Annotated in this window: 27 protein-coding genes and 1 other annotated feature; of the genes, 9 read left to right on the top strand and 18 right to left on the bottom strand. The window is 50.7% G+C overall.

Annotated elements, in window-relative coordinates; translation table 11 throughout:
• Nucleotides 1–41 precede the first annotated feature (41 nt).
• Complete coding sequence (nhaA, locus tag D9741_RS08985; protein WP_000681376.1) at nt 42–1,208, bottom strand: Na+/H+ antiporter NhaA; 1,167 nt, start codon at nt 1,206–1,208, stop codon at nt 42–44.
• Nucleotides 1,209–1,792: 584 nt separating this feature from the next.
• On the opposite strand from nhaA, the gene mokC reads away from it, so the two are divergent.
• Nucleotides 1,793–1,945 carry a type I toxin-antitoxin system Hok family toxin gene (gene mokC / locus D9741_RS08980; RefSeq protein ID WP_205712855.1) on the top strand — a complete coding sequence of 51 codons (153 nt, stop codon included), beginning with the start codon at nt 1,793–1,795 and terminating at the stop codon, nt 1,943–1,945.
• Between the two features lie 103 nt (nt 1,946–2,048).
• Here the strand turns inward: mokC and dnaJ are convergent, their stop codons facing one another.
• Nucleotides 2,049–3,179 (bottom strand): molecular chaperone DnaJ, encoded by a 1,131-nt coding sequence (dnaJ, locus tag D9741_RS08975; protein ID WP_001118464.1) that lies wholly within the window; start codon nt 3,177–3,179, stop codon nt 2,049–2,051.
• Between the two features lie 88 nt (nt 3,180–3,267).
• Nucleotides 3,268–5,184 carry a molecular chaperone DnaK gene (gene dnaK / locus D9741_RS08970; RefSeq protein WP_000516135.1) on the bottom strand — a complete coding sequence of 639 codons (1,917 nt, stop codon included), beginning with the start codon at nt 5,182–5,184 and terminating at the stop codon, nt 3,268–3,270.
• A gap of 374 nt (nt 5,185–5,558) precedes the next feature.
• Between dnaK and D9741_RS08965 the strand changes: the two genes are divergently transcribed.
• The 3 genes from D9741_RS08965 to satP all read left to right on the top strand — a co-directional run bounded on the left by D9741_RS08965 (nt 5,559) and on the right by satP (nt 7,417).
• The gene (locus D9741_RS08965; protein WP_130217494.1) at nt 5,559–5,963 is read left to right on the top strand and encodes a DUF2541 family protein; all 405 of its coding nucleotides are present in this window, start codon (nt 5,559–5,561) and stop codon (nt 5,961–5,963) included.
• Between the two features lie 25 nt (nt 5,964–5,988).
• On the top strand, nt 5,989–6,702 hold the full coding sequence (gene msyB / locus D9741_RS08960) for an acidic protein MsyB (RefSeq protein ID WP_130217496.1): 714 nt from the start codon (nt 5,989–5,991) through the stop codon (nt 6,700–6,702).
• A gap of 148 nt (nt 6,703–6,850) precedes the next feature.
• Nucleotides 6,851–7,417, top strand: coding sequence for an acetate uptake transporter (gene satP, locus D9741_RS08955; protein WP_000528538.1), 567 nt, complete (start codon nt 6,851–6,853; stop codon nt 7,415–7,417).
• 205 nt (nt 7,418–7,622) lie between these two features.
• Here satP and mog read toward each other — a convergent pair whose 3' ends face one another.
• The gene (mog, locus tag D9741_RS08950) at nt 7,623–8,210 is read right to left on the bottom strand and encodes a molybdopterin adenylyltransferase (RefSeq protein WP_130204821.1); all 588 of its coding nucleotides are present in this window, start codon (nt 8,208–8,210) and stop codon (nt 7,623–7,625) included.
• A 114-nt stretch (nt 8,211–8,324) separates the two neighbouring features.
• Nucleotides 8,325–9,278 (bottom strand): transaldolase, encoded by a 954-nt coding sequence (gene tal / locus D9741_RS08945; protein ID WP_000130187.1) that lies wholly within the window; start codon nt 9,276–9,278, stop codon nt 8,325–8,327.
• A gap of 279 nt (nt 9,279–9,557) precedes the next feature.
• Between tal and D9741_RS08940 the strand changes: the two genes are divergently transcribed.
• A complete protein-coding gene (locus D9741_RS08940) occupies nt 9,558–10,988 on the top strand; it encodes a sodium:alanine symporter family protein (protein WP_130217498.1) in 1,431 nt (476 codons plus the stop codon).
• 69 nt (nt 10,989–11,057) lie between these two features.
• The gene (gene yaaA, locus D9741_RS08935) at nt 11,058–11,834 is read left to right on the top strand and encodes a peroxide stress protein YaaA (protein ID WP_130217500.1); all 777 of its coding nucleotides are present in this window, start codon (nt 11,058–11,060) and stop codon (nt 11,832–11,834) included.
• 38 nt (nt 11,835–11,872) lie between these two features.
• On the opposite strand, the gene D9741_RS08930 is transcribed toward yaaA, so the two are convergent.
• The 7 genes from D9741_RS08930 to yjjY form a co-directional block, all read right to left on the bottom strand.
• Nucleotides 11,873–12,187 (bottom strand): DUF2502 domain-containing protein, encoded by a 315-nt coding sequence (locus D9741_RS08930; RefSeq protein WP_130217502.1) that lies wholly within the window; start codon nt 12,185–12,187, stop codon nt 11,873–11,875.
• A gap of 205 nt (nt 12,188–12,392) precedes the next feature.
• Nucleotides 12,393–13,679 carry a threonine synthase gene (thrC, locus tag D9741_RS08925; protein WP_130217504.1) on the bottom strand — a complete coding sequence of 429 codons (1,287 nt, stop codon included), beginning with the start codon at nt 13,677–13,679 and terminating at the stop codon, nt 12,393–12,395.
• Nucleotides 13,680–14,612: a homoserine kinase gene (gene thrB, locus D9741_RS08920; protein WP_130217506.1), complete on the bottom strand. Its 933-nt coding sequence runs from the start codon at nt 14,610–14,612 to the stop codon at nt 13,680–13,682.
• A 1-nt stretch (nt 14,613) separates the two neighbouring features.
• The gene (gene thrA, locus D9741_RS08915) at nt 14,614–17,076 is read right to left on the bottom strand and encodes a bifunctional aspartate kinase/homoserine dehydrogenase I (protein WP_130217508.1); all 2,463 of its coding nucleotides are present in this window, start codon (nt 17,074–17,076) and stop codon (nt 14,614–14,616) included.
• A 25-nt stretch (nt 17,077–17,101) separates the two neighbouring features.
• Nucleotides 17,102–17,221: a sequence feature (Thr leader region), on the bottom strand.
• Nucleotides 17,157–17,222, bottom strand: a complete 66-nt coding sequence (gene thrL, locus D9741_RS08910) for a thr operon leader peptide (RefSeq protein WP_001386572.1) — start codon at nt 17,220–17,222, stop codon at nt 17,157–17,159. It overlaps the preceding feature by 65 nt.
• Before the next feature lie 213 nt (nt 17,223–17,435).
• Nucleotides 17,436–18,122, bottom strand: a complete 687-nt coding sequence (locus tag D9741_RS08905) for a tRNA/rRNA methyltransferase (RefSeq protein WP_130217510.1) — start codon at nt 18,120–18,122, stop codon at nt 17,436–17,438.
• 399 nt (nt 18,123–18,521) lie between these two features.
• Nucleotides 18,522–18,662: a protein YjjY gene (gene yjjY / locus D9741_RS08900; protein ID WP_001303782.1), complete on the bottom strand. Its 141-nt coding sequence runs from the start codon at nt 18,660–18,662 to the stop codon at nt 18,522–18,524.
• A 95-nt stretch (nt 18,663–18,757) separates the two neighbouring features.
• Between yjjY and arcA the strand changes: the two genes are divergently transcribed.
• On the top strand, nt 18,758–19,474 hold the full coding sequence (gene arcA / locus D9741_RS08895; protein WP_001194358.1) for a two-component system response regulator ArcA: 717 nt from the start codon (nt 18,758–18,760) through the stop codon (nt 19,472–19,474).
• Between the two features lie 48 nt (nt 19,475–19,522).
• Here arcA and creD read toward each other — a convergent pair whose 3' ends face one another.
• From creD to creA, 4 genes are read right to left on the bottom strand one after another with little or no spacing between them, the layout of a single operon-like run.
• Nucleotides 19,523–20,875 (bottom strand): cell envelope integrity protein CreD, encoded by a 1,353-nt coding sequence (creD, locus tag D9741_RS08890; RefSeq protein ID WP_130217512.1) that lies wholly within the window; start codon nt 20,873–20,875, stop codon nt 19,523–19,525.
• 57 nt (nt 20,876–20,932) lie between these two features.
• Nucleotides 20,933–22,357: a two-component system sensor histidine kinase CreC gene (gene creC, locus D9741_RS08885; protein WP_130217514.1), complete on the bottom strand. Its 1,425-nt coding sequence runs from the start codon at nt 22,355–22,357 to the stop codon at nt 20,933–20,935.
• Entirely contained in the window at nt 22,357–23,046 is a 690-nt protein-coding gene (creB, locus tag D9741_RS08880) for a two-component system response regulator CreB (RefSeq protein WP_130204800.1), read from the bottom strand. The genes creC and creB overlap by 1 nt, the downstream gene beginning before the upstream one ends.
• A 12-nt stretch (nt 23,047–23,058) precedes the next feature.
• On the bottom strand, nt 23,059–23,532 hold the full coding sequence (creA, locus tag D9741_RS08875; protein ID WP_000875488.1) for a protein CreA: 474 nt from the start codon (nt 23,530–23,532) through the stop codon (nt 23,059–23,061).
• A 210-nt stretch (nt 23,533–23,742) separates the two neighbouring features.
• Between creA and robA the strand changes: the two genes are divergently transcribed.
• Complete coding sequence (gene robA / locus D9741_RS08870) at nt 23,743–24,612, top strand: MDR efflux pump AcrAB transcriptional activator RobA (protein ID WP_130204798.1); 870 nt, start codon at nt 23,743–23,745, stop codon at nt 24,610–24,612.
• Here the strand turns inward: robA and gpmB are convergent.
• Entirely contained in the window at nt 24,609–25,256 is a 648-nt protein-coding gene (gpmB, locus tag D9741_RS08865; protein ID WP_059216559.1) for a 2,3-diphosphoglycerate-dependent phosphoglycerate mutase GpmB, read from the bottom strand. The genes robA and gpmB overlap by 4 nt on opposite strands.
• 50 nt (nt 25,257–25,306) lie before the next feature.
• Between gpmB and yjjX the strand changes: the two genes are divergently transcribed.
• Complete coding sequence (gene yjjX / locus D9741_RS08860) at nt 25,307–25,828, top strand: inosine/xanthosine triphosphatase (RefSeq protein WP_130217516.1); 522 nt, start codon at nt 25,307–25,309, stop codon at nt 25,826–25,828.
• An 84-nt stretch (nt 25,829–25,912) separates the two neighbouring features.
• On the opposite strand, the gene trpR is transcribed toward yjjX, so the two are convergent.
• Nucleotides 25,913–26,239 (bottom strand): trp operon repressor, encoded by a 327-nt coding sequence (trpR, locus tag D9741_RS08855; RefSeq protein WP_000068677.1) that lies wholly within the window; start codon nt 26,237–26,239, stop codon nt 25,913–25,915.
• Between the last annotated feature and the right edge of the window lie 49 nt (nt 26,240–26,288).

The raw sequence follows: 26,288 nt of genomic DNA, 5'->3' as shown, positions 1-26,288 counted from the left end.
TGAAAAGGGAGCCATTTATGGCTCCCCGGTACATCGTCCTGTCAAACTGATGGACGTAAACGAATGCGTAACCAGCTATATCCAATTACTGCCGAAGAGATTGAGCCAACCAGAATGCCCAATTTCGCCCAGTTAATCAGTTCTGGATCTACGCTACCAAAAGCCAGGCTGGCAATAAAGATAGACATAGTAAAACCGATACCGCACAAGATCCCAACCGCCATAATTTGCTGATAAGTGGTTCCCTCTGGCAAATGAGCCAGTTTCAAACGCAGCGCCAACCAGCAGAACAAACTAATACCCAACGGCTTGCCAATCAGCAAACCGGCGATGATCCCTAATGGCAGGATGGAGGTCAGGCCATCCAACGTCACGCCTTGCAGAGAAACGCCGGCATTGGCAAAAGCAAACAGCGGCAAAATCAGATAAGCCACCCATGGATGCAATACATGCTCCAGACGCTTCGCCGGAGAACGGCCATGCTTCTCTTTCAATGGAATAAAGAAACCGACAATGACACCTGCCAGCGTTGCGTGGACACCTGATTTCAACACCGCGGTCCACAGCACCACGCCGACCAGAATATAAACTCCCGTACGGCGAACACCACAAATGTTGAGCACCGCGAGCACCGCAATTGCTACAGCTGCAACGCCAAGAGAGGCCATCGACAAGTCATTAGTGTAAAACAAGGCGATGATTATGATGGCTCCAAGATCGTCGATAATAGCCAGCGCCATCAGAAAGATCTTCAGTGCTAACGGTACACGACTTCCCAATAACGCCAGCACACCAAGGGCAAAGGCAATGTCAGTCGCTGCCGGGATTGCCCACCCTTCACGTGTGATAGGATCGGCGTAGTTAAAGGCCAAATAGAGCAATGCCGGGACAATCATCCCGCCGATTGCGGCAATAACCGGAAACGCAGCCTGGCGCAAGCTGGCCAACGATCCTTGCATCAGCTCGCGTTTAACTTCCAGACCAACTAACAGGAAAAATATCGCCATTAGCGCGTCATTTATCCATAACAGCATGTTTTTATTGATTTCAAGAGAACCTACCCGGAGCTGAACCGGCGTCTCAAGAAAGTCGTGATACCATCCACTGGTTGCGCCGCTGTTGGCCATAATCATCGCCAGAACAGCGGCAATGATGAGAATAATGCCTCCCGAGGCATCACTGCTAAAGAATCGATGCAGATGTTTCACTTTTTATTTCTCTTTCAGGTGAATAGATCGTTTTAACTATTTTACTCTGCACGAATCATCGTTAAAATCAGATTATAGTGTAGGAATAATTCGTTTTTTACGATCTATAAAGAAGATTAAGTCACCAGCAGAGGAAGTGTTTTTGGCGCTCGAAAGCGGTGGCTGATGACCTCAAGCCCTGATAATCATAGCTTAAGGTCTGGATTTCTGAGGGATTAATTCGGAAAAGTAATAATTAATTTGTTGTCAGTCGGCGTTGTTTGTTAGGACAATATTTCAAAAATAATCCAACTTGTCGTCAATAATTGCGATAAAGAGATAAATTAAAGTTTAATAATTAAATCCCTAAAAAATTACGCCATAAAAATGCGAGGCGTCTTCAGGATTAGAATCGATAAAACAGAGTGGGTTAAAGAGAGCGGTATAATAGCGGCGGGTGCTTGAGGCTGTCTGTCTCAGGCATTAGCTGAACGGCAGATAGAGAAAAGCCCCGAGTGATATTTTACCATCAACCCGAGGCCCCCTATATGCAGAACACATGTAGAGTGCCTCTTACTGACCGTAAGGTCAAGGAGAAGAGAGCAATGAAGCAGCATAAGGCGATGATTGTCGCCCTGATCGTCATCTGTATCACCGCCGTAGTGGCGGCGCTGCTAACGAGAAAAGACCTCTGTGAGGTTCACATCCGAACTGGCCAGACGGAGGTTGCTGTTTTCACGGCTTACGAATCCGAGTAAGAGCAACGGCGGGGAGCGATCCCCGCCACTTTACAGGTGCTCGCATATCTTCAACGCACCCTATTTTTACCCAGGCCTGCCCACGGGCAGGCTTTTGGGGAGGTTAGCGAGTCAGGTCGTCGAAAAACTTCTTCACGCCATCAAAGAAGCTCTTTGAGCGCGGGCTGTTGTGCTCGCCGGTTGGGCCACCGAAGCTTTCTTGCAGCTCTTGCAGCAGCTGTTTCTGCTTCTCGTTCAGGCCTACCGGTGTTTCGACAACAACGCGGCACAGCAAGTCACCTTGCGCACCGCCGCGGACAGACTTGACGCCTTTACCGCGCATACGGAACAACTTACCGGTCTGGGTTTCGCCAGGCACTTTCAGTTTGACGCGACCATCAAGGGTCGGCACTTCGATTTCGCCACCCAGCGCCGCCATAGCGAAGTTGATCGGGACTTCGCAATACAGGTTGTTACCTTCGCGCTCGAAAATCGGGTGCTGTTTAACCTGTACCTGAACGTACAGATCGCCTGCCGGTGCGCCGTGTTCGCCCGCTTCACCTTCGCCCGCAAGACGGATGCGGTCCCCGGTGTCCACCCCTGCCGGGATTTTAACGGACAGCGTTTTGCTGCGCTCAACACGACCATGACCATGACATTTGTTGCACGGATCTTTGATCAGCGTACCGCGGCCCTGACAATGTGGACAGGTCTGCTGCACGGCAAAGAAGCCCTGGCGCATCTGCACCTGACCAGAACCATGACAGGTCGGACAGGTCTGCGGCTGCGTGCCTGGTTTTGCACCGCTACCGTGGCAAACGTCACACTCTTCCAGAGTCGGAATGCGGATCTCTTTGGTCACGCCACGTACAGCTTCTTCGAGGGTGAGCTCCATGTTATAGCGTAAATCAGCACCGCGCGCCGCACGTTGACGACCACGCCCACCGCCAAAAATATCGCCGAAAACGTCACCAAAAATATCGCTGAAGTCTGCGCCGCCGCCAAAACCGCCGCCGCCCATGCCGCCTTGCTCAAACGCCGCATGACCATACTGATCGTATGCCGCACGTTTTTGCGAGTCGGTCAGAACTTCATAAGCTTCCTTGATCTCTTTAAATTTCGCCTCGGCCTCTTTGTCACCCTGGTTACGGTCCGGGTGGTATTTCATGGCCAGGCGTTTGTAGGCCTTTTTGATTTCACGCTCTTCCGCTGTTTTGGAAACGCCTAAAATCTCGTAATAATCTTGCTTAGCCATCTTTTTTTAATTGCCCCTAGATGAATGCACGGGCGGAGAGGAAATTCCCCTTCGCCCGTGTCAGTATAATTACCCGTTTATAGGGCGATTATTTTTTGTCTTTGACTTCTTCAAACTCGGCGTCGACAACATCGTCATCTTTCGCGTTGTTTGCAGAAGCATCAGCACCAGCAGTCTGCTGCTGTGCATGTTGCTGCTGGGCGATTTCCATCAGTTTCTGGGAAACCTGTGCCAGTTCCTGCATTTTCGCTTCGATAGCGGCTTTGTCTTCACCTTTCAGAGCAGTTTCCAGTGCAGTCAGCGCAGACTCGATAGCAGTTTTGTCGTCAGCCGGCAGTTTGTCGCCTGCTTCTTCAACCTGCTTACGGGTGCTGTGCAGCAGATGGTCGCCCTGGTTGCGAGTCTGTACCAGCTCTTCAAACTTACGGTCAGCTTCGGCGTTCGCTTCTGCGTCGCGTACCATTTTCTGGATTTCATCTTCGTTCAGACCAGAAGACGCCTTGATGGTGATCTTCTGCTCTTTACCGCTGTTTTTATCTTTCGCGGAAACGTGCAGGATACCGTCAGCATCGATATCGAAAGTCACTTCGATCTGCGGCATACCGCGCGGTGCCGGGTTGATACCATCCAGGTTGAACTGACCCAGAGATTTGTTATCAGCCGCACGTTTACGTTCACCCTGCAGCACGTGGATGGTTACCGCAGACTGGTTGTCTTCAGCGGTAGAGAACACCTGGCTGTGCTTGGTCGGGATAGTGGTGTTTTTCGCGATCAGCGTCGTCATCACACCGCCCATGGTTTCGATACCCAGAGACAGCGGGGTAACGTCCAGCAGCAGTACGTCTTTTACGTCACCAGTCAGAACACCACCCTGAACAGCAGCACCGATAGCTACAGCTTCGTCCGGGTTAACGTCTTTACGCGGCTCTTTACCAAAGAATTCAGCAACTTTCTTCTGAACCATTGGCATACGAGTCTGACCACCAACGAGGATAACGTCGTCGATATCAGATACGGACAGGCCAGCGTCCTGCAGTGCAACTTTCAGCGGCTCGATGGAACGGTTTACCAGGTCTTCAACCAGGCTTTCCAGTTTCGCACGAGTCACTTTGATGTTCATGTGTTTCGGACCGGTCGCGTCTGCAGTGATGTATGGCAGGTTAACGTCGGTCTGCTGAGCGGAAGACAGCTCGATTTTCGCTTTTTCTGCCGCTTCTTTCAGGCGCTGCATTGCCAGCGGATCGTTGCGCAGGTCAATGCCCTGATCTTTCTTGAATTCTTCAACCAGGTAGTTGATCAGGCGGCTGTCAAAGTCTTCACCACCCAGGTGGGTATCACCGTTGGTAGCCAGAACTTCGAAGGTTTTTTCGCCGTCAACTTCGTCGATTTCGATAATGGAAATATCGAAAGTACCACCACCCAGGTCATAAACCGCGATAGTACGGTTACCAGTACCTTTGTCCAGACCGTAAGCCAGCGCAGCTGCGGTCGGTTCGTTGATGATACGTTTTACTTCCAGACCAGCGATACGGCCTGCGTCTTTGGTTGCCTGACGCTGAGCATCGTTAAAGTATGCCGGTACGGTGATAACAGCTTCAGTTACCGGTTCGCCCAGGTAATCTTCCGCGGTTTTCTTCATTTTTTTCAGCACTTCAGCAGAAATCTGCGGCGGTGCCATTTTCTGGCCTTTAACTTCGACCCATGCGTCGCCGTTATCAGCAGCAATAATTTTGAACGGCATGATGGAAACATCACGCTGAACTTCTTCGTCCTGGAAGCGGCGGCCAATCAGGCGTTTAATCGCAAACAGGGTGTTTTGCGGGTTCGTCACTGCCTGACGTTTAGCCGGCTGACCAACCAGAGTTTCACCATCCTGGGTATAGGCAATGATAGAAGGCGTGGTGCGATCGCCTTCGGCGTTCTCCAGCACACGAGGAGTGGTGCCATCCATAATCGCTACACAAGAGTTGGTAGTACCCAGGTCGATACCAATAATTTTACCCATCTAAACGTCTCCACTATATATTCGGTCATCATGTGGTATGAGTCTGTAATAGGGGCGAAACGTCTGGTTTCAACTGCCCAATTTCATTTTTTTGCAGACTCACTCACTGCGGTTGACTACTAAATGGGGTCGTAACCCACGTCATCAAGGGGGAGATGCAAAAATTTTTTGTGCTTTTGCGCAGAAATTTCGTGATATGCCAAAAGAAGACATGAAACAGACGGCAATTTCATTCATATAAAGAATGAATTCAACACAAGGCATTCACCAAAAAATTGTAATAAAAAGAAAAGATTACATACCTGAATCTTCTTTTCGTCAGCAGTAAACTAGTGGCTATTCATCCCCTACTGCTCCCCGCTAAGAGAATCTTTATGAAATCCGTTTTTACGATTTCCGCCAGCCTGGTACTTAGCCTTATGCTGTGCTGCACAGCGCAAGCTAACGACCATAAAATCCTCGGCGTCATTGCGATGCCGCGTAACGAAATCAACGATCTGGCGCTGAAACTCCCCGTTTGCCGCATCGTAAAACGTATCCAACTCACCGCCGACCACGGCGATTTACAGTTGAGCGGCGCGTCGGTTTATTTCAAAGCCGCCCGTAGCGCCAGTCAAAGCCTGAATGTTCCCGCCGAAATTAAAGAAGGGCAAACCACCAACTGGATCAACATTAACAGCGATAACGACAACAAACGTTGCGTGTCAAAAATCACCTTTTCCGGTCATACCGTGAACTCGTCCGATATGGCCACGCTGAAAATTATCGGCGACGATTAACGCTTGAACAGAGAAGCCACAATAAATGAATGTTAATTACCTGAATGATTCAGATCTGGATTTTCTCCAACATTGTAGTGAGGAGCAACTGACCAATTTCGCCCGTTTGCTCACCCATAACGAAAAAGGCAAAACTCGACTCTCCAGCGTTCTGATGCGTAATGAACTGTTCAAATCGATGGAAGGGCATCCCGAGCAACATCGCCGCAACTGGCAGCTAATTGCCGGAGAATTACAGCATTTTGGCGGCGATAGTATCGCTAACAAACTTCGCGGACACGGCAAACTGTACCGGGCCATTTTGCTCGACGTCTCAAAACGGCTGAAGCTAAAAGCCGATAAAGAGATGTCTACGTTTGAAATTGAGCAACAGTTACTGGAACAATTTCTGCGCAATACCTGGAAGAAAATGGACGAGGAACATAAGCAGGAATTTCTCAAGGCGGTCGATGCCAGAGTCAACGAGCTGGAAGAGCTATTACCGCTGCTGATGAAAGACAAATTATTGGCAAAAGGCGTGTCGCATCTGCTTTCCAGCCAACTTACCCGCATTTTACGCACCCACGCAGCAATGAGCGTTCTCGGGCATGGTTTGCTGCGCGGCGCGGGGCTAGGAGGCCCGGTGGGCGCGGCATTAAACGGAGTTAAAGCTGTCAGCGGTAGCGCCTATCGCGTTACTATTCCGGCGGTCCTGCAAATTGCCTGCCTGCGTCGAATTGTCAGCGCCACTCAGGCCTAATCCCTCACATCGGGGAAAATTTTCATTTTCCCCTCAAAAGATCATGGACACTACTCCATTGGCTGATTATTATGCCGCGCCCTGAAATCACTACAGTTATTCAGGGAAATTATTTCACCATTCATTCAATGATGATTTTTGAGGAATTATGGGCAACACTAAGTTGGCTAATCCGGCACCGCTGGGCCTGATGGGCTTCGGCATGACCACCATTCTACTTAACCTGCACAACGTGGGTTATTTCGCTCTGGACGGTATTATTCTTGCCATGGGCATCTTCTACGGCGGCATCGCGCAAATTTTCGCTGGTCTGCTGGAGTATAAAAAAGGCAACACTTTCGGGTTAACCGCCTTCACCTCTTACGGTTCTTTCTGGCTGACGCTGGTTGCGATTCTGCTGATGCCGAAACTGGGTCTGACCGATGCGCCAAATGCGCAGTTCCTTGGTGTCTACCTGGGTCTGTGGGGCGTGTTTACGCTGTTTATGTTCTTCGGCACGCTGAAAGGCGCACGCGTTCTGCAATTCGTTTTCTTTAGCCTGACCGTGCTGTTTGCCCTGCTGGCGATCGGTAACATTGCCGGCAACGCCGCGATCATCCACTTTGCCGGCTGGATTGGTCTGATCTGCGGTGCCAGCGCAATCTATCTGGCGATGGGTGAAGTGCTGAACGAGCAGTTTGGTCGCACCGTTCTGCCGATTGGTGAATCCCACTAATTGCTTGATATCCCCCGCTCGGGGGATATCAGATTGTTGACAACGTGCGCTTTATTCATGCCGGAAGCGACGTGAACGCCTTATCAGGCCTACAAAATCGTGCAAATTCAATATATTGCAGGAAGATCATAGGCCTGATAAGCGTAGCGCATCAGGCAGTTTTGCGTTTGTCATCAGTCTGATCCCCCCGCCTGGGGGGATTTTTTTATTCGCTAACTTCTCGTCTTGCGCTCTTCGGTCTGAATGCTGCAACCACTTCCGGTGCCGTTTCAACATATGGCCCTTCCAGCAACTGAATGCAGTACGGTACGCTGGCAAAAATGCCGTGCACCACGACCTTACCCTCAGCATCCTTCACGCCTTCTAGCGTCTCTTTAATAGACTTCGGTTGACCGGGTAAGTTAAGGATCAGTGCCTGTTTGCGGATCACGCCCACCTGACGCGAAAGGATCGCAGTTGGCACAAAATGCAGGCTGATCTGGCGCATCTGTTCACCAAAGCCAGGCATCTCGCGGTCCGCTACTGCCAGCGTCGCATCGGGCGTTACGTCACGGCGCGCCGGGCCAGTACCGCCGGTTGTCAGCACCAGATGGCAACTCATTTCATCCACCAGCTCACACAACGTTTGCTCAATGATCGCCTGCTCATCGGGGATTAAGCGAGTTTCCAGTTCAAACGGCGTGGTTAGCGCCGATGTCAGCCATTCTTCCAGCGCAGGGATGCCTTTATCCTGATAAACGCCGCTGGACGCGCGATCAGAGATGGAAACTAAGCCAATACGTAAAGTATTCATCAAGATTTTTCCGTTTAAACAGTCTCGTTAAACAGAATGATACACTGCGAAGGGAGTGACAGACAGGCTTCAGAAGAGGTAGCGTGACCGACTTCCCGGTCACGCTAAGAATGATTACAGCAGGTCGCCGATCATTTTTTCCAGTTTTTCCTGGTCAACAGCAAACTTACGGATACCTTCCGCCAGTTTATCTACTGCCATTGGATCCTGGTTGTGCTGCCACAGGAACTCGGACTCAGTGATACGCGCCGGACGCGCTTTCACTTCACCGGTGTAAGACAGTTTACGTTCGATAGCCCCTTCGCTCTCCGCCAGCTCTTTCAGCAGTGCCGGTGCGATGGTCAGACGGTCGCAGCCTGCCAGTTCCAGAATTTCGCCGATGTTACGGAAGCTTGCGCCCATAACCACGGTTTCATAACCGTGTTCTTTGTAATACTGGTAGATTTCAGATACAGAAACGACACCCGGATCTTCTGCCGGAGCGTACTCTTTCTTATCGGTATTGGCTTTGTACCAGTCAAGAATACGGCCAACAAACGGAGAAATCAGGAACACGCCCGCTTCCGCACAAGCACGTGCCTGAGCGAAGGAGAACAGCAGAGTCAGGTTACAGTTGATACCTTCTTTTTCCAGCTGTTCTGCAGCACGGATACCCTGCCAGGTAGAAGCCAGTTTGATCAGAATACGATCGTTGCTAATACCTGCATCGTTGTAGAGCTTAATCAGGCGTTTTGCTTTCGCAATTGACGCTTCGGTGTCATAGGAAAGACGCGCATCAACTTCAGTTGAGATACGGCCCGGAACCAGTTTCAGGATTTCCAGACCAATATTTACTGCCAGTTTGTCGGTCGCGTCCACGATCTGCTGCGCGCGATCGTTGCTCTGCTGTTTCGCCCAGGCGACAGCATCATCAATCAACTTACGGTATTCCGGAATTTGCGCTGCGTTAAGAATGAGAGAAGGGTTGGTTGTGGCATCCTGCGGTTGATACAGCTTCATTGCCGCGATGTCCCCAGTGTCGGCCACTACGGTGGTGTACTGACGAAGGGAGGTCAATTTGTCCGTCATGATAGTATTTCTCTTTAAACAGCTTGTTAGGGGGATGTAACCGGTCTGCCCTGATGATATCACGACGTAACGACAGCGCAACCGCAGACAAAAGGGTTATCACCAGGCAAGACTGTTTCGGATTTCTGACATGGCGTTGATATCACCCGCCATTTTTAAACAAAACCTCATGTATGCTACACAGACGTTATCAACCAATGCACATCGTATATAATTCTTAATCAATTGGTAACGTTTACACAGGAATGTAACCGCGCGCCGGCGACAAGAGGGATACGAATGCCTGATTTTTTCTCTTTTATTAACAACGTACTATGGGGATCAGTGATGATCTACCTGCTCTTCGGCGCAGGCTGTTGGTTCACTTTTCGTTCTGGGTTCGTTCAATTTCGCTATATTCGTCAGTTTGGCAAAAGTCTTAAAAATAGCATTCATCCGCAACGAGGTGGTTTAACTTCTTTTCAATCATTGTGTACCAGTCTCGCCGCGCGCGTCGGCAGCGGCAACCTGGCAGGCGTTGCGCTGGCTATCACCGCCGGTGGACCGGGTGCTGTTTTCTGGATGTGGGTTGCCGCGTTTATTGGCATGGCGACCTCTTTTGCCGAATGTTCCCTTGCCCAGCTTTATAAAGAACGTGACGTCAATGGGCAGTTTCGCGGCGGACCGGCATGGTATATGGCGCGTGGGTTAGGGATGCGCTGGATGGGCGTTCTGTTCGCCGTCTTTTTGCTCATCGCCTACGGACTGATTTTCAGCGGTGTTCAGGCAAATGCTGTCGCTCGCGCGATGAGTTTTGCATTTGATTTCCCTCCGTTAGTAACGGGTGTCATTCTCGCCATTTTTACCTTGTTGGCGATAACTCACGGCATTCATGGCGTCGCCCGGTTAATGCAATGGTTTGTCCCTATTATGGCGTTAATCTGGGTACTCGCCAGCCTGGTCATTTGCGCAATGAATATCGGGCAACTTCCACACGTTATTTGGTCTATTTTTGAAAGCGCCTTTGGCTGGCAGGAAGCGGCAGGCGGCGCGGCGGGTTATACCCTGAGTCAGGCGATTACTAACGGCTTTCAGCGCAGTATGTTTTCCAATGAGGCAGGGATGGGATCAACACCGAACGCAGCGGCGGCGGCGGCATCATGGCCACCGCATCCGGCAGCGCAAGGTATTGTCCAGATGATCGGCATCTTTATCGACACGATGGTGATTTGTACGGCAAGCGCCATGCTGATATTGCTGGCTGGTAACGGCACCACCTATTTGCCACTGGAAGGTATCCAACTCATTCAGAAAGCGATGCGTGTATTAATGGGTTCCTGGGGGGCAGAATTTGTCACGATAGTGGTGATTCTATTTGCCTTCAGCTCGATCGTCGCCAACTACATTTATGCCGAAAATAATCTCTTCTTTTTACGGCTGAACAACCGGAAAGCTATCTGGAGTCTGCGTATCTGTATCTTTGTTACGGTCATTGGCGGCACCCTACTGAGCCTTCCTCTGATGTGGCAACTGGCCGATATTATTATGGCCTGCATGGCAATCACCAATTTGACAGCGATTTTGCTGCTTTCCCCCGTGGTGCATATCATTGCCAGCGATTATCTGCGCCAACGTAAACTCGGCGTACGTCCGGTGTTTGATCCGCTGCGCTACCCGGATATCAGTCAGCAACTGTCCCCTGATGCGTGGGATGATTTGTCACAGGAGTAATCACAACTATCGATCAACTCATCCGCTTTTTTTGCTACAGTCGCAGTAAATTTCCTGCAAGGACTGGATATGTTGATTCTGATTTCACCTGCTAAAACACTTGATTATCAAAGCCCTTTGGCCACCACACGCTACACGCTGCCGGAGCTGTTAGACAACTCCCAACAGCTTATTCATGAAGCGCGAAAACTAACGGCACCGCAGATTGGCAAACTGATGAAAATCAGTGACAAGCTGGCCGATCTCAACGCTACCCGCTTTCATGACTGGCAGCCAGATTTCACGCCAGAGAATGCCCGGCAGGCAATTCTGGCATTTAAAGGCGATGTCTATACCGGCTTGCAAGCCGAAACCTTTAGTGAAGAAGATTTCGCTTTTGCCCAGCAGCATTTACGTATGCTTTCCGGTTTGTACGGCGTACTGCGCCCGCTCGATTTAATGCAGCCATACCGTCTGGAGATGGGGATCCGTCTTGAGAATGCGCGGGGTAAAGACCTGTACCAGTTCTGGGGGGATGTGATCACCAACAAGCTAAACGAAGCGCTCGAAGCACAAGGCGATCAGGTGGTGATTAACCTGGCGTCAGATGAGTATTTTAAATCAGTGAAACCGAAGAAATTAAATGCCGAGATAATCAAGCCGGTATTCCTCGATGAGAAGAACGGCAAGTTTAAGGTCATCAGCTTCCATGCTAAAAAAGCGCGTGGCCTGATGAGTCGGTTTATCATTAAAAATCGCCTGACCAAGCCAGAGCAACTGACAGTTTTTAACAGTGAAGGTTACTTCTTCGATGAAGCCTCTTCCAGCAATGGCGAACTGGTGTTTAAACGCTACGAACTGCGTTAAGTTTGCGGTAAATGCCGGAGGTCATCCGGCATTTATATTTAGCGGTGATGTCTGCCAGGCCCCGGATAATGATCATCCCGGTGGTCATGACGATGATCGTCACGATGATCGCGATGATTATTATAGTGCGGCTGCAGTCCGTATGGGTGCCAGCGATTGCCTCGCCATTCATAATTTCTGTGCCACCAGTCGTGGTCACGCCAGTAACCGCCATCCCAGTAGAAACCGCGATAATCACGATCGCCAATCTGTAACTTTACTGATGGCACCAGCATTATTTCCTCAGCCTGCGCTGCCATAGGAGCAACCAGAATCAGGGAAAATGCGAGTAAGAGAGATTGCATCTTTTTCACAGGTGACTCCTTATTATCATTGCCAGTTATGGGCCGATATAAGGAGCTTACGGTAAAAGAATCCTCGTTGTCATTATCCAATCTAAGTTACCGCATTTATTGAAAATTTCTCCTTTTTTTCTGTCGATTTTTCTCATATTTTCTCCACAAAAAAGCCGAGCTGTATAAACACAAGCCCGGCTATTTTTTCGGAATTTAATGGATATTAATTATGATTCATCATGAGGTTGCGCAGCGCAGCAAAATCGGCAGGCAGACTATGTGAAAGTAAGGGCAAATCAGCACGTTCTGCCAGCTCTTTTGGCAGTTCCAGCGTTTCACCAAGAATCACTTCCACGCTCTCTTTAAACTTCGCCGGGTGCGCGGTGCCGAGGAACAGGCCATATTCTCCCGGATGAAGCTGGTCACGCAGCGCACGGTAAGCCACGGCAGCATGCGGTTCCGAGGTATAGCCCAGTGCTTTTAACTCACGCATTGTCTGCCGGGTGGTTTCATCATCCACCGCCGCATAACCCAGCTCCTTCAGTTGCCAGATTTTACGGCGGAACAACTCTTCCACTCGCGGCCAGTTGTTTGGCTGGCTGACATCCATCGCATTGGATAATGTCGCCTGGGTAGCTTTAGGCGCCCACTGCCCGTCGTGCAGGAAACGCGGCACCGTATCGTTAACGTTAGTGGCAGCAATAAAACGTTTCACCGGCAGACCGAGTGATTTCGCCAGCAATCCTGCCGTCAAATCGCCGAAGTTTCCGCTCGGCACTGAAACAACTAGCTGGTTACGCGCTTCCTGTGGCAACTGCGCCACGGCTTCAAAGTAATAGCAAATCTGCGCCAGCAAACGACTGATGTTAATAGAGTTAGCAGAGTTCAGTCCCAACGCCACTTTTAGTTCTTCATCATCGAACGCCTGTTTAACAAGAGCCTGGCAGGCATCAAAATCGCCGTCGATGGCGACGGTTTCAATATTGCCACCCAGCGTACAGAACAGTTTTTCTTGCAGTGGACTGATTTTGCCGTGCGGGTAAAGGATGACCACTTTAACGTTCGGTAAACCGTAGAAAGCGTGAGCCACTGCCGCTCCGGTGTCGCCGGAAGTCGCAGTCAGAATAGTCACTGGCTTATCGCCCGCAATATGGGTCAGCATTTGCGCCATAAAGCGACCGCCGAAATCTTTAAATGCCAGCGTTGGCCCGTGGAACAACTCCAGACAACCGACGTCATTTTCAACTTTGGCGACCGGAGCCGGGAAAGCAAATGCCGCGCGCACGCGCTCTTCCAGAACTTCCTGTGGGATCTCATCACCAATAAACGCCGAGAGGATCTTCGCGCTGCGAGTGACGAAATCCAGTTTCAGCATCTCATCAATTTCGGTCAGGCTGAATTCCGGTAGCTCATGAGGGAAAAACAACCCCTGATTTTTGCCCAATCCCTGCGTTACGGCTTGCGCAAAACTGACCTGCTCATTGTGATCTTTCAGATTGTAGAGTTTCATTTAGTTTTCCAGTACTCGTGCGCCCGCCGTATCCAGCCGGCAAATATGAACAAAACCTTCCTGATTCTGCAGGTAATTCTTACCTAACCAGTCGGCAACTCGCTGGGCGGTATCCAGTTTATCGCACAGGGCGAACAAGGTCGGCCCCGAGCCGGAGATACCGCTCGCTAGCGCACCGATTTCCGCGACCGCCTGACGTGCTTGCCTGAAGCCTGGCAATAAACGTTCACGGTAGGGTTCAGCGATAACATCTTTCATCAGCTTCGCGGCAAGTTCAGGCTGGCGGGAATAGCAGGCGTGAATGAAGCCTGCCAGATGTCGCCCGTGCGCAATGCAATCCTGGCGGCGATACTGCGCCGGTAAAATAGCCCGTGCTTCTGCCGTCGAGACTTTAATCCCCGGATACGCCAACACCCATAACCACTCATCAAATCCTGGTACCTGCTGGCTGATGATGCCGTTTTCTTCGATCATCAACTGCATGCCGCCAAGAAAGCACGGTGCCACGTTGTCGTAATGAATGCTGCCGGAGATACGCCCTTCCAGTTCGCCCATCAAGGCCAGCAGGCGGGTATCATTGAGCGGCTTACCGCAGTGTTCATTCATCGCCACCAGCGCCGCGACCACCGAACAGGCGCTGGAACCTAAGCCAGAACCGATCGGCATATTCTTTTCCAGGGTCATCGCCACCGGAATTTGCTTACCCACTTCTTGGCAAAAACGCTCCCAGCACTGATAAACGATATTTTCCTGCGGTTCTGACGGCAGCTTGCCTGCAAACCGTCCAAGATTGTTGAGACTGAAGCGCTCTGCTGACTCAACCGTCACTACATCTCCCAGCAAGGAACCATCAACAGGCACCACCGCCGCCCCGAGCACATCAAACCCGACGCTCATATTGGCACTGGAAGCCGGAGCATAAACCTTAACCATTTTAGACTCCTAACTTCCATGAGAGGGTGCGTAGCAGATCGGCAAAGACACCGGCAGCTGTAACGTCATTACCCGCACCGTATCCGCGCAGGACCAGCGGCAGTGGCTGATAATAGTGGCTATAGAAGGCCAGGGCGTTTTCGCCGTTTTTCACTTTGAACAGCGGATCATTACCATCCACTTCGGCAATCTTCACGCGGCAGACGCCATCTTCATCAATATTGCCAACATAGCGCAAAACTTTTCCTTCATCACGTGCCTTCGCCACGCGCGCGGCAAAGAGATCGTCGAGCTGTGACAGATTCGCCATAAAAGCTGCAACATCACCCTCGGCGTTAAACTCTGCGGGCAGCACAGATTCGATTTCGATATCCGCCAGTTCCAGTGATCGTCCTGTTTCACGAGCGAGAATCAATAGCTTGCGCGCCACATCCATACCAGAAAGATCATCACGCGGGTCCGGTTCGGTATAGCCCATTTCTCTTGCCAGCGTGGTGGCCTCGGAGAAGCTCATCCCTTCGTCTAACTTACCGAAGATGAAAGAAAGCGAACCAGAAAGAATGCCAGAGAATTTCATCAATTCATCACCCGCGTTGAGCAGGTTTTGCAAGTTCTCAATAACCGGCAACCCCGCACCGACGTTGGTGTCATAAAGGAATTTACGCCGTGATTTTTCCGCCGCGTAACGCAGCTGATGGTAGTAATCCATCGACGAGGTGTTGGCCTTTTTGTTCGGGGTCACCACATGGAAACCTTCGCGCAGGAAGTCGGCATATTGATCCGCCACCGCCTGGCTGGAAGTGCAATCGACAATCACCGGATTCAGCAAATGATATTCTTTCACCAGGCGAATTAAGCGCCCAAGGTTGAACGGCTCTTTGGCTTGCGCCAGTTCTTCCTGCCAGTTGTCCAGGTTAAGGCCATGCACATTAGTCAGCAGCGCCTTCGAGTTAGCAACGCCGCAAACGCGTAAATCGATGTGTTTGTTCTTCAGCCAGCTTTGCTGACGTTTCAGTTGCTCCAGCAGCGCGCCGCCAACGCCACCGACGCCAATCACAAACACTTCGATAACCTGATCGGTATTGAACAGCATCTGGTGGGTAACGCGTACGCCAGTGGTCGCATCATCGTTATTTACCACGACAGAGATTGAGCGTTCAGAAGACCCTTGAGCAATGGCGACAATGTTGATATTGGCGCGGGCCAGTGCGGCAAAGAATTTCGCCGAGATCCCACGCAAGGTGCGCATACCATCGCCCACCACCGAGATAATGGCCAGCCGTTCAGTGACCGCCAGCGGCTCCAGCAAACCTTCTTTCAGTTCCAGGTAGAACTCTTCCTGCATCGCGCGTTCAGCACGCGCACAGTCGCTTTGTGGTACGCAGAAACTGATACTGTATTCGGAAGATGATTGCGTAATCAGCACCACTGAAATGCGGGCGCGTGACATTGCCGCAAAGACGCGCGCCGCCATGCCGACCATTCCTTTCATCCCCGGACCAGAAACGCTGAACATTGCCATGTTATTCAGATTGGAAATGCCCTTGACCGGTAATTCATCTTCATCACGGCTGGCGCCAATGAGCGTACCTGGTGCTTGAGGATTTCCGGTATTTTTAATCAGGCAAGGGATCTGGAACTGAGCGATAGGGGTAATGGTGCGAGGGTGAAGAACTTTAGCGCCGAAGTAGGAAAGCTCCATCGCTTCCTGGTACGACATCGACTTCAACAGCCTCGCATCGGGCACCTGACGCGGGTCGCAAGTATAGACACCATCGACATCCGTCCAGATCTCGCAACAATCGGCGCGTAAGCAGGCGGCCAGTACCGCGGCGGAGTAGTCAGAACCGTTACGTCCCAGCACCACCAGCTCACCTTTTTCATTACCGGCGGTAAAACCAGCCATCAGCACCATGTGGTCAGCCGGAATGCGGCTTGCCGCAATACGGCGGGTGGACTCAGCAATATCGACCGTAGATTCGAGGTAATGACCGATTGCCAGCAGCTTTTCGACCGGATCGATAACGGTAACGTTGTGACCACGCGCTTCCAGTACCCCGGCCATAATGGCGATCGACATTTTTTCACCACGGCAAATCAGCGCGGCGTTGATGCTGTCCGGGCATTGCCCCAATAAGCTAATGCCATGCAGGACATGTTTGATTTGGGCAAATTCTTGATCAACGAACGCTTTCAATTGCGCCAGCGGAAATCCCGGTTGGGCGGCGGCGAGTCCCGTCAGAAGTTCGGCAAAAATACGTTCGGCATCGCTGATATTGGGTAAAGCATCCTGACCGCTAATGGTTTTTTCAATCATTGCGACCAGATGGTTGGTAATTTTGGCGGGGGCAGAGAGGACGGTGGCCACCTGCCCCTGCCTGGCATTGCTCTCCAGAATATCGGCAACCCGCAGAAAACGTTCTGCATTTGCCACTGATGTACCGCCGAACTTCAACACTCGCATGGTTGTTACCTCGTTACCTTTGGTCGAAAAAAAAGCCCGCACTGTCAGGTGCGGGCTTTTTTCTGTGTTTCCTGTACGCGTCAGCCCGCACCGTTACCTGTGGTAATGGTGATGGTGGTGGTAATGGTGGTGCTGATGCGTTTCATGGATGTTGTGTACTCTGTAATTTTTATCTGTCTGTGCGCTATGCCTATATTGGTTAAAGTATTTAGTGACCTAAGTCAATAAAATTTTAATTTGCTCACGGCAGGTTACCAGTTCATAGAGTGCTGGTAGATGCTCTTTTTTTAATCCACACAGAGACATATTGCCCATTGCAGTCAGAATAAAAATCTGAAAACGACTTTCCTTGTCGTTTTTTATTTGGTGATATTTTTTTCAATATCATGCAATAAACGATGCAACATGGCCGTGTCTCGTTGCTCCAACAGCCCGATGCGTTGTTGTAACCAGTCGACCAGTTTGGTGTCATCTGCCACCGCCAGAGTCGTTAACAATGACATGGCACGTTCACGCAAAGCCTGCAGTTGAAATGGGTCCGCCGTTGCGGCAGATTCCACCGGTTGTTGTATTAATGTTGCTAATTGATAGCAATAGACCATCACCGCCTGCCCCAAATTCAGTGATGGATAATCCGCCACCATTGGCACGCCGGTGAGGACATCAGCAAGCGCCAACTCTTCGTTAGTCAAGCCGGAATCTTCGCGACCAAAGACCAGCGCCGCATGGTTCATCCATGTCGATTTTTCCTCCAGTAGCGGCACCAGTTCTATTGGCGTGGCGTAGTAATGGTATTTCGCCCGACTGCGCGCAGTGGTAGCAACGGTAAAATCAACGTCGTGTAGCGATTCAGCCAGCGTTGGAAAAACTTTAATATTATCAATAATATCACCAGAACCATGCGCCACCCAGCGGGTAGCTGGTTCCAGGTGTGCCTGGCTATCGACAATGCGCAGCTCGCTAAATCCCATTGTTTTCATCGCCCGAGCCGCTGCACCAATATTTTCAGCTCTGGCTGGTGCTACCAGAATGATCGTTATACGCATGTTGCCACTCTTCTTGATCAAATAACCGCGAACAGGGTGATGAATGTCAACTTATTACGCGGAGAGAATTTACAAATTCGTAACGTAAGTCGCAGAAAAAGCCCTTCACTTAACTTAAAAAAAGCTAAACTATTTCTTGACTATACTAACGGTGTAATTGTTAAAAATTGCTACATATCCTTCTGTTTACTTAGGATAATTTTATAAAAAATAAATCTCGACAATTGGATTCACCACGTTTATTAGTTGTATAAGGCAACTAGTTGTATTATTAAAATAATGTGACGAAAGCTAGCATTTAGATACGATGATTTCATCAAACTGTTAACGTGCTACAATTGAACTTGATATATGTCAACGAAGCGTAGTTTTATTGGGTGTCCGGCACGTCTTAGCCTGTTATGTTGCTGTTAAAATGGTTAGGATGACAGCCGTTTTTGACACTGTCGGGTCCTGAGGGAAAGTACCCACGACCAAGCTAATGATGTTGTTGACGTTGATGGAAAGTGCATCAAGAACGCAATTACGTACTTTAGTCATGTTACGCCGATCATGTTAATTTGCAGCATGCATCAGGCAGGTCAGGGACTTTTGTACTTCCTGTTTCGATTTAGTTGGCAATTTAGGTAGCAAACATGCAGACCCCGCACATTCTTATCGTTGAAGACGAGTTGGTAACACGCAACACGTTGAAAAGTATTTTCGAAGCGGAAGGCTATGATGTTTTCGAAGCGACAGATGGCGCGGAAATGCATCAGATCCTCTCTGAATATGACATCAACCTGGTGATCATGGATATCAATTTGCCGGGTAAGAACGGTCTTCTGTTAGCGCGTGAACTGCGCGAGCAGGCGAATGTTGCGTTGATGTTTCTGACTGGCCGTGACAACGAAGTCGATAAAATTCTCGGCCTCGAAATCGGCGCAGATGACTACATCACCAAACCGTTCAACCCGCGTGAACTGACCATCCGTGCACGCAACCTGCTGTCCCGTACCATGAACCTGGGTACAGTCAGCGAAGAACGTCGTAGCGTTGAAAGCTATAAGTTCAATGGTTGGGAACTGGACATCAACAGCCGTTCATTGATCGGTCCTGATGGCGAGCAGTACAAACTGCCGCGCAGCGAGTTCCGCGCCATGCTTCACTTCTGTGAAAACCCAGGCAAAATTCAGTCTCGTGCTGAACTGCTGAAGAAAATGACCGGCCGTGAGCTGAAACCGCACGACCGTACTGTAGACGTGACGATCCGTCGTATTCGTAAACACTTCGAATCTACGCCGGATACGCCGGAAATCATCGCCACCATTCACGGTGAAGGTTATCGCTTCTGCGGTGATCTGGAAGATTAATCGGCTTTACCTCCGTCAAAAAAAACGGCGCTTTTTAGCGCCGTTTTTTTATTTCCAGATACGTAACTCATCGTCCGTTGTGACTTCTTTACTGGCTTTCATTTTCGGCAGTGAAAACGCATACCAGTCGATATTCCGCGTCACAAACATCATGCCTGCCAGCGCCACCACCAGCACACTGGTTCCCAACAACAGTGCGCTATCGGCAGAGTTGAGCAGTCCCCACATCACACCATCCAGCAACAACAGCGCGAGGGTAAACAACATGCTATTGCGCCAACCTTTTAATACCGCCTGCAAGTAAATACCGTTCATTAATGCCCCTATCAAGCTGGCAATTACCCATGCCACGGTAAAACCGGTGTGTTCAGAAAGCGCCAGCAAGAGCAAATAAAACATCACCAATGACAGCCCCACCAGCAAATATTGCATCGGGTGCAAACGTTGTGCGGTGAGCGTTTCAAAAACAAAGAAGGCCATAAAAGTCAGCGCAATCAGCAAAATAGCGTACTTAGTCGCCCTGTCCGTTAATTGATACTGATCGGCAGGCGTAGTGACTGCGACGCTAAACGCCGGGAAGTTTTCCCAGCCGGTATCATTGCCTGAAGCAAAACGCTCACCGAGATTATTGGCAAACCAGCTACTTTGCCATTGCGCCTGAAAACCGGATGCACTTATTTCTCGTTTCGCTGGCAAAAAATCACCTAAAAAACTGGGATGCGGCCAGTTGCTGGTTAAGGTCATTTCGCTATTACGCCCGGTAGGCACCACAGAAAGATCGCCGGTACCGCTTAAATTCAGTGCCATATTCAGCTTCAGGTTCTGCTTCCCCCAGTCCCCTTCGGGTAAAGGGATATGCACGCCCTGCCCGCCTTGCTCTAACCCGGTACCGGGTTCAATGGTCAGCGCTGTTCCGTTAACTTCAGGCGCTTTCACCACACCAATACCACGCGCATCCCCGACGCTAATCACAATAAATGGCTTGCCTAAGGTGATATTTGGCGCGTCGAGTTCGCTAAGACGCGAAACATCAAAATCGGCTTTTAGTGTTAAATCACTGTGCCAGACCTGACCGGTATAAATACCAATCTTGCGTTCTTCCACATTCTGATTACCATCAACCATCAACGACTCAGGTAACCAAAAATGGATAAAACTTCGTTTCCGCTCCACGGTTTTATCCTCTTCCTGCACCGTATAAAGCTCGGTCACAGGAATAGCGATGAGCGGCCCAACGAGTTTTTGCGGCCCGCTGGTACTTTGGCGAATCGCATCTTCCACATCGCTACGGTAATCGGCACGTTCGACAATCACCTGCCGAATCAGCATTATCGGAATCAACAACAGCAATACTGCACCAAACAGAGTGGTCATTTTCCAGAACAGGGGGGATTTCAACATAGTCTTCTCCTTTGCAATGGCGACAGGATATGAAGGCTATGTGGGAAGAATTTGAAGTTATGTGAAGTGACGGTGAAGTCGAAGCGAGGCCAATACGCCGCCTTCCGGCACGTTGTGCAACGTGACTTCGCCATTAAGCAAACGGGCAACTTCACTGACAAACGCCAGCCCCAGACCACTGCTTTTTTGCCCATTCGCACGCGGCAAAGAGTAGAAACGCTCAAAAATACGTGACAGCGCGTAGTCAGGAATACCACTACCGGTATCCAGCACATTAAGCGTGACGTGTTCCTGATCCACTTCGGCGCTTAGCGTTATGCGACCGCTCTCGGGGGTAAAATCGATGGCATTATCCAGCAAATTCCCCAGCGCCTGCTCCAGTAACGCCGGTTCAGCAGCAACGTTAACCTCGGTGGGCATAACATTAAGAGTGATATTTTTTTCTGCCAACTGCACGGTGCGCGCTTCACTGACGCGGCGAAATAATGCCGCCACATCAACCGCAGAAAGAACGACCTCCTGGCGATTCTCCAGTCTTGCCTGGCGTAGTAGCGTTTCCACCAGCGCCTGCATTCGCGCGTTTTGCGTCAGAATATTGTCGGTAAAACGGGCTACCACTTCCGGTGGCGGACCTTCGCGTAAAATTTCCGCCGCGCCACGAATTGCCGCCAGCGGACTTTTCAACTCATGAGTTAACGCGTAGACATACTGCTCAATATAGTTTTTCCCCTCCAGTTTCACGCGCATACTTTCCAGCGCCTGCGCTAACTTACGCAGCTCGCTACTGCCGAGTTCAGGAAGCGGAACGGGCTTATTGTCGGTAACGGAATCAGCATAACGAGTGAGCCGGGCAATGGAGCGGTTGATCCACCAAACCATTCCTGCGCCGATTACCAGCGCAATTCCCAGCAAAATGGCGCTCGCCCATAAAATTCGCCGCTCGCTGCGTTTAATCACCGGTGCCATCGCCGCGTTCGGTTTGCCTACGCTCAAAACGCCAACCAGCCGCGTGCCGTCCATAATAGGTGCGGCAACATACATCACAGAACTTTCGGGATCGGCAGGATTTTGCAACGTACTGCGCGCACCATACTGACCACGCAACGTTAGCCATACGTCATTCCAGCGCGAATAATCCTGCCCGACGGCTTTATTGGCCGAATCAAACAATACTTTGCCCTGCGCATCAGTCATATAGACATGATATTCGTTGCGCACTTTGTTGATGCCGCTGATATTGGCGCGAAACGGGCGATTTTGTAGCTGGTTAAATGCCTGCGCCAACTGCCCATGCGTTGGGTCACCAGAGAGCAAATCGGCACGCGCCAGCTCCGCCAGCAACGTTGCCGTATCGATCAACGTCCCTTCCGTCGCCCTTCGCACGCCCGGTTTAACTTCTTTGACAAAAATAGCCAGTACGAACCAGGCGGCTACCGCCACCAGTAAAAAATACCCCAGCAACAGCCGCATGCCGATACGCATTACAGGCTCCTCAGGCTGTATCCCATGCCGCGATGGGTATTGATCGGCGAAAGCTCGGGATTAATAGCGCGCAGTTTGGCACGTAGCGTTTTAATGTGAGTATCGACAGTGCGATCGTAGGTGTCCTGCGCATCTTCCCAGACGCTATCCATCAGTTGCTGACGGGACCAGACGCGGCCCGGCGACTTAAGTAACGTTTTCAGCAACAAAAACTCATACCGTGTTAGCGTTAACGGCGTGTCAAACCAGCTGATCTGCGCCGCAGGTTCATTCAGTTCAAAATGACCAATACGGATGACGGGAGAAGGCGTAGAAAACTTCTTCACCCGACGCAGTAAGGTGCGCACTCTGGCGCACACTTCGCGGGGTGAAAACGGTTTAGCCACGTAGTCGTCAGCGCCAATTTCCAGTCCAAGCAGGCGATCCACCTCTTCACTACGGGCTGTCAGGAACAGTACAGGTAGCGCCGGATGGATCACCAGCAACTGACGGCACAATTCAAAGCCGCTGATATCCGGCAGACCTACATCGAGAATAATGACGTCGGGAACCTGCTGGCGTGCTTTATCCAGCACCGGCAAGCCTCGCTCAAAGACCTCGACGGCAAAACCTTCCTGCTGCAACATATAGACCAGCGTGTCGGCTATCCCTTGCTCGTCTTCCACTAACCAGACCGTTTCCCGTTGCATATATCGCCTCTGTTATTGCCGCCAAGGCATGACAGGCACCGCGCTAATCGCGTTTTTCGGCGACCCATCTACAACTTTGTCGGAGTAGGCCAGGTAAGCGAGCGCGTTGCGTTTGGCGTCATAGAAGCGTACGACCTGTAACGACTTAAAGACCAGCGACGTACGTTTTTTGAATACCACTTCGCCCTGAGCTTTGCCGTTTTTAATGCGCTCTGACAGTTCAATCGGCCCGACTTGCTGGCAGGAAATAGCCGCATCGGAAGTATCTTCCGCCAGGCCCAATCCCCCTTTAATACCGCCGGTTTTTGCCCGACTCACATAACAGGTGACATTTTTCACATCGGGATCGTCAAAGGCTTCTACGACAATTTTGTGATCCGGGCCGATCATTTTAAATACGGTATCGACCGAACCAATTTCTTCCGCATGTGCCAATGGCCCCAGCATTATCAGGCTTAAAGACAGGATCAAATGCTTGTATTTCATATTGTTACCATTTTTATAAGTTACACAGAGCAATTAGTTCGTCACGGTAAATAACATATTGATTAAGAACAAAATCTCAACACTTTTATTTCCGTCAAGACCTAAAACATACTCTACTAAGAAAAAAACACTGAATGCTAAAACAGCAAAAAATGCTATTATCCAATTACCTGATGTCAGGTGCTCGTTGTGAAAGGATGAGGATATTTTATGGATCAGGCCGGCATTATTCGCGACCTTTTAATCTGGTTGGAAGGTCATCTGGATCAGCCACTGTCGCTCGACAATGTAGCGGCGAAAGCAGGTTATTCCAAGTGGCACTTACAGAGAATGTTTAAAGATGTCACTGGCCATGCTATTGGCGCGTATATTCGTGCTCGTCGTTTGTCGAAATCGGCGGTTGCACTACGCCTGACCGCGCGCCCAATTCTGGATATTGCGCTGCAATACCGCTTCGACTCTCAACAGACATTTACTCGTGCATTCAAGAAGCAGTTTGCCCAGACTCCCGCACTTTACCGCCGTTCTCCTGAATGGAGCGCCTTTGGTATTCGCCCGCCGCTGCGTCTGGGTGAATTCACCATGCCAGAGCACAAATTTGTCACGCTGGAAGACACGCCGCTGATTGGCGTAACTCAGAGTTACTCCTGTTCACTGGAGCAAATCTCTGATTTCCGCCATGAAATGCGTTATCAGTTCTGGCACGATTTTCTCGGTAATGCGCCGACTATTCCGCCAGTACTTTACGGCCTGAATGAAACGCGTCCAAGCCAGGATAAAGACGACGAGCAAGAGGTGTTCTACACGACTGCATTGGCCCAGGAGCAAGCAGACGGCTATGTACTGACGGGGCATCCGGTGCTGTTGCAGGGCGGCGAATATGTGATGTTTACCTATGAAGGTCTGGGAACCGGCGTGCAGGAATTTATCCTGACGGTGTACGGAACCTGTATGCCGATGCTGAACCTGACGCGCCGTAAAGGTCAGGATATTGAGCGATACTATCCGGCAGAAGATGCCAAAGCGGGAGATCGCCCAATTAATCTGCGCTGCGAACTGCTGATTCCAGTACGTCGTTAACGTTGCAGCTCGTCTAATGCAGGGGCGTCCAGATGCGAGATGTCCCCTGCTGTTTCAACTACCCAACCAGACGCCAGCCACAGGCTTTCCTGATAATCCACGCGCGAAATAGAACAGTTACGCAGACGTAAGCGGCGTTCTGCCCATGCAGGTAGGCCCAGAATAGTACTCACCAGGCATCCCAGCGCGATACCGTGGCTCACCAGTAGCGGTCGACTTCCCTGCGGCAAATCCCGACAAGATTCCAGAGCAGCATTGACGCGCTCGCTCAGTTCCTGCATTGACTCGCCTTCAGGAATACGCCCGTCAACAGTGCCATTTACCAGTTGGCGACGCCAGTTCTCTTCTTCTTCGGTCAGAGAGTCGATATGTCTTTTTTCCAGCACGCCCATATTTAATTCACGCAGGCGGGAATCAAAGATTATGTCACAGCCGCAAGCCTGAGCGATGATTTCCGCCGTGCGCCGGGTGCGACCTAAATCGCTACTGATGATATGTGTGATGCCAAGCTCTTTGGCTCGCGCCGCCACCTGCATTGCTTGTTGCTCACCTTTGGCAGTCAGTGGGCTATCAGACTGGCCCTGAATACGTCGCTCGGCGTTCCACTGCGTTTCACCGTGGCGGACTAGGTATACCTGTAACATGCTTTTTTTCCGTATACTGCTGTAACGTTAATTTTTGAGTAATGCTGATTATGCACCATGTTGTCTGTGCAACCACCAATCCCGCTAAAATTCAGGCCATTCTGCAGGCATTTCACGAGATCTTCGGCGAAGGATCCTGCCACATTGAGTCCGTTGCCGTCGAGAGCGGCGTACCGGAACAACCCTTTGGCAGTGAGGAAACGCGCGCTGGCGCACGAAATCGGGTAGAAAATGCCCGCCGTTTACATCCAGAGGCCGATTTTTGGGTGGCGATTGAAGCAGGCATCGATGGCGACAGCACCTTCAGTTGGGTGGTCATTGAAAACGCCAACCAACGTGGCGAGGCGCGTTCGGCTACTTTGCCGTTACCTGCGGTGATTCTGCAGAAAGTGCGTGAGGGTGAGGCGCTTGGCCCCGTGATGTCGCGTTATACCGGTATTGATGAGATTGGTCGTAAGGAAGGAGCCATCGGCGTGTTTACCGCCGGGAAACTCACTCGCGCCAGCGTCTATCACCAGGCGGTGATCCTGGCGCTGAGTCCGTTTCATAATGCCGTGTATCAGCCATTGTAAACCGGATAAGGCGTTCACGCCGCATCCGGCATTCGGTGCACAATGCCTGATGCGACGCTGACGCGTCTTATCAGGCCTACAAAATCAATCGCTTTTCAGCAACACGTCTTCCAGCCACTGGCGCAGCTCGACGGGCGCGGCTTTCAGACTGTTAGATCCACGCGTAATGGTCGCGATGCCCGCGCCGAGTTCATTTTTTAACTCGCGCTGGCTCATTTCACCACGCAGCAACTCTTCAACGATACGCACGCGAGTCCCCAACGCTTCGCGCTCATCTGGCGTCAGCATCAGGTTTAACAATGGTAAATGGAGATCGTTTTGGTAGGCATTCTTAAGCAGGTCGACAAAACGTAACCACTCCTGGTGACGCTGTTCTGCCATCGCTGCTGAATAGGGTGATTGTTGGGCCATAGTGTGTCGCCATTGTTAGCGGGGGAAGCAAAATGCCTCCCCCGGTTGT

Source organism: Escherichia sp. E14V7 (assembly GCF_004212225.1).
Lineage (GTDB): Bacteria > Pseudomonadota > Gammaproteobacteria > Enterobacterales > Enterobacteriaceae > Escherichia.
Note: the sequence above shows the minus strand (reverse complement) of the source record. Positions and strands in the feature narration are given on the sequence as shown.

What these genes read in the sequence shown, in the direction of transcription:
- gpmB (WP_059216559.1), bottom strand. Translation starts at nt 25,256, where the DNA reads ATGTTACAGGTATACCTAGTCCGCCACGGTGAAACGCAGTGGAACGCC.
- thrC (WP_130217504.1), bottom strand. Translation starts at nt 13,679, where the DNA reads ATGAAACTCTACAATCTGAAAGATCACAATGAGCAGGTCAGTTTTGCG.
- creC (WP_130217514.1), bottom strand. Translation starts at nt 22,357, where the DNA reads ATGCGTATCGGCATGCGGCTGTTGCTGGGGTATTTTTTACTGGTGGCG.
- D9741_RS08905 (WP_130217510.1), bottom strand. Translation starts at nt 18,122, where the DNA reads ATGCGTATAACGATCATTCTGGTAGCACCAGCCAGAGCTGAAAATATT.
- tal (WP_000130187.1), bottom strand. Translation starts at nt 9,278, where the DNA reads ATGACGGACAAATTGACCTCCCTTCGTCAGTACACCACCGTAGTGGCC.
- creD (WP_130217512.1), bottom strand. Translation starts at nt 20,875, where the DNA reads ATGTTGAAATCCCCCCTGTTCTGGAAAATGACCACTCTGTTTGGTGCA.
- msyB (WP_130217496.1), top strand. Translation starts at nt 5,989, where the DNA reads ATGAATGTTAATTACCTGAATGATTCAGATCTGGATTTTCTCCAACAT.
- thrB (WP_130217506.1), bottom strand. Translation starts at nt 14,612, where the DNA reads ATGGTTAAGGTTTATGCTCCGGCTTCCAGTGCCAATATGAGCGTCGGG.
- mog (WP_130204821.1), bottom strand. Translation starts at nt 8,210, where the DNA reads ATGAATACTTTACGTATTGGCTTAGTTTCCATCTCTGATCGCGCGTCC.
- creA (WP_000875488.1), bottom strand. Translation starts at nt 23,532, where the DNA reads ATGAAATACAAGCATTTGATCCTGTCTTTAAGCCTGATAATGCTGGGG.
- D9741_RS08940 (WP_130217498.1), top strand. Translation starts at nt 9,558, where the DNA reads ATGCCTGATTTTTTCTCTTTTATTAACAACGTACTATGGGGATCAGTG.
- satP (WP_000528538.1), top strand. Translation starts at nt 6,851, where the DNA reads ATGGGCAACACTAAGTTGGCTAATCCGGCACCGCTGGGCCTGATGGGC.
- yaaA (WP_130217500.1), top strand. Translation starts at nt 11,058, where the DNA reads ATGTTGATTCTGATTTCACCTGCTAAAACACTTGATTATCAAAGCCCT.
- dnaK (WP_000516135.1), bottom strand. Translation starts at nt 5,184, where the DNA reads ATGGGTAAAATTATTGGTATCGACCTGGGTACTACCAACTCTTGTGTA.
- D9741_RS08965 (WP_130217494.1), top strand. Translation starts at nt 5,559, where the DNA reads ATGAAATCCGTTTTTACGATTTCCGCCAGCCTGGTACTTAGCCTTATG.
- creB (WP_130204800.1), bottom strand. Translation starts at nt 23,046, where the DNA reads ATGCAACGGGAAACGGTCTGGTTAGTGGAAGACGAGCAAGGGATAGCC.
- yjjX (WP_130217516.1), top strand. Translation starts at nt 25,307, where the DNA reads ATGCACCATGTTGTCTGTGCAACCACCAATCCCGCTAAAATTCAGGCC.
- robA (WP_130204798.1), top strand. Translation starts at nt 23,743, where the DNA reads ATGGATCAGGCCGGCATTATTCGCGACCTTTTAATCTGGTTGGAAGGT.
- trpR (WP_000068677.1), bottom strand. Translation starts at nt 26,239, where the DNA reads ATGGCCCAACAATCACCCTATTCAGCAGCGATGGCAGAACAGCGTCAC.
- mokC (WP_205712855.1), top strand. Translation starts at nt 1,793, where the DNA reads ATGAAGCAGCATAAGGCGATGATTGTCGCCCTGATCGTCATCTGTATC.
- thrA (WP_130217508.1), bottom strand. Translation starts at nt 17,076, where the DNA reads ATGCGAGTGTTGAAGTTCGGCGGTACATCAGTGGCAAATGCAGAACGT.
- arcA (WP_001194358.1), top strand. Translation starts at nt 18,758, where the DNA reads ATGCAGACCCCGCACATTCTTATCGTTGAAGACGAGTTGGTAACACGC.
- yjjY (WP_001303782.1), bottom strand. Translation starts at nt 18,662, where the DNA reads ATGACTAAAGTACGTAATTGCGTTCTTGATGCACTTTCCATCAACGTC.
- dnaJ (WP_001118464.1), bottom strand. Translation starts at nt 3,179, where the DNA reads ATGGCTAAGCAAGATTATTACGAGATTTTAGGCGTTTCCAAAACAGCG.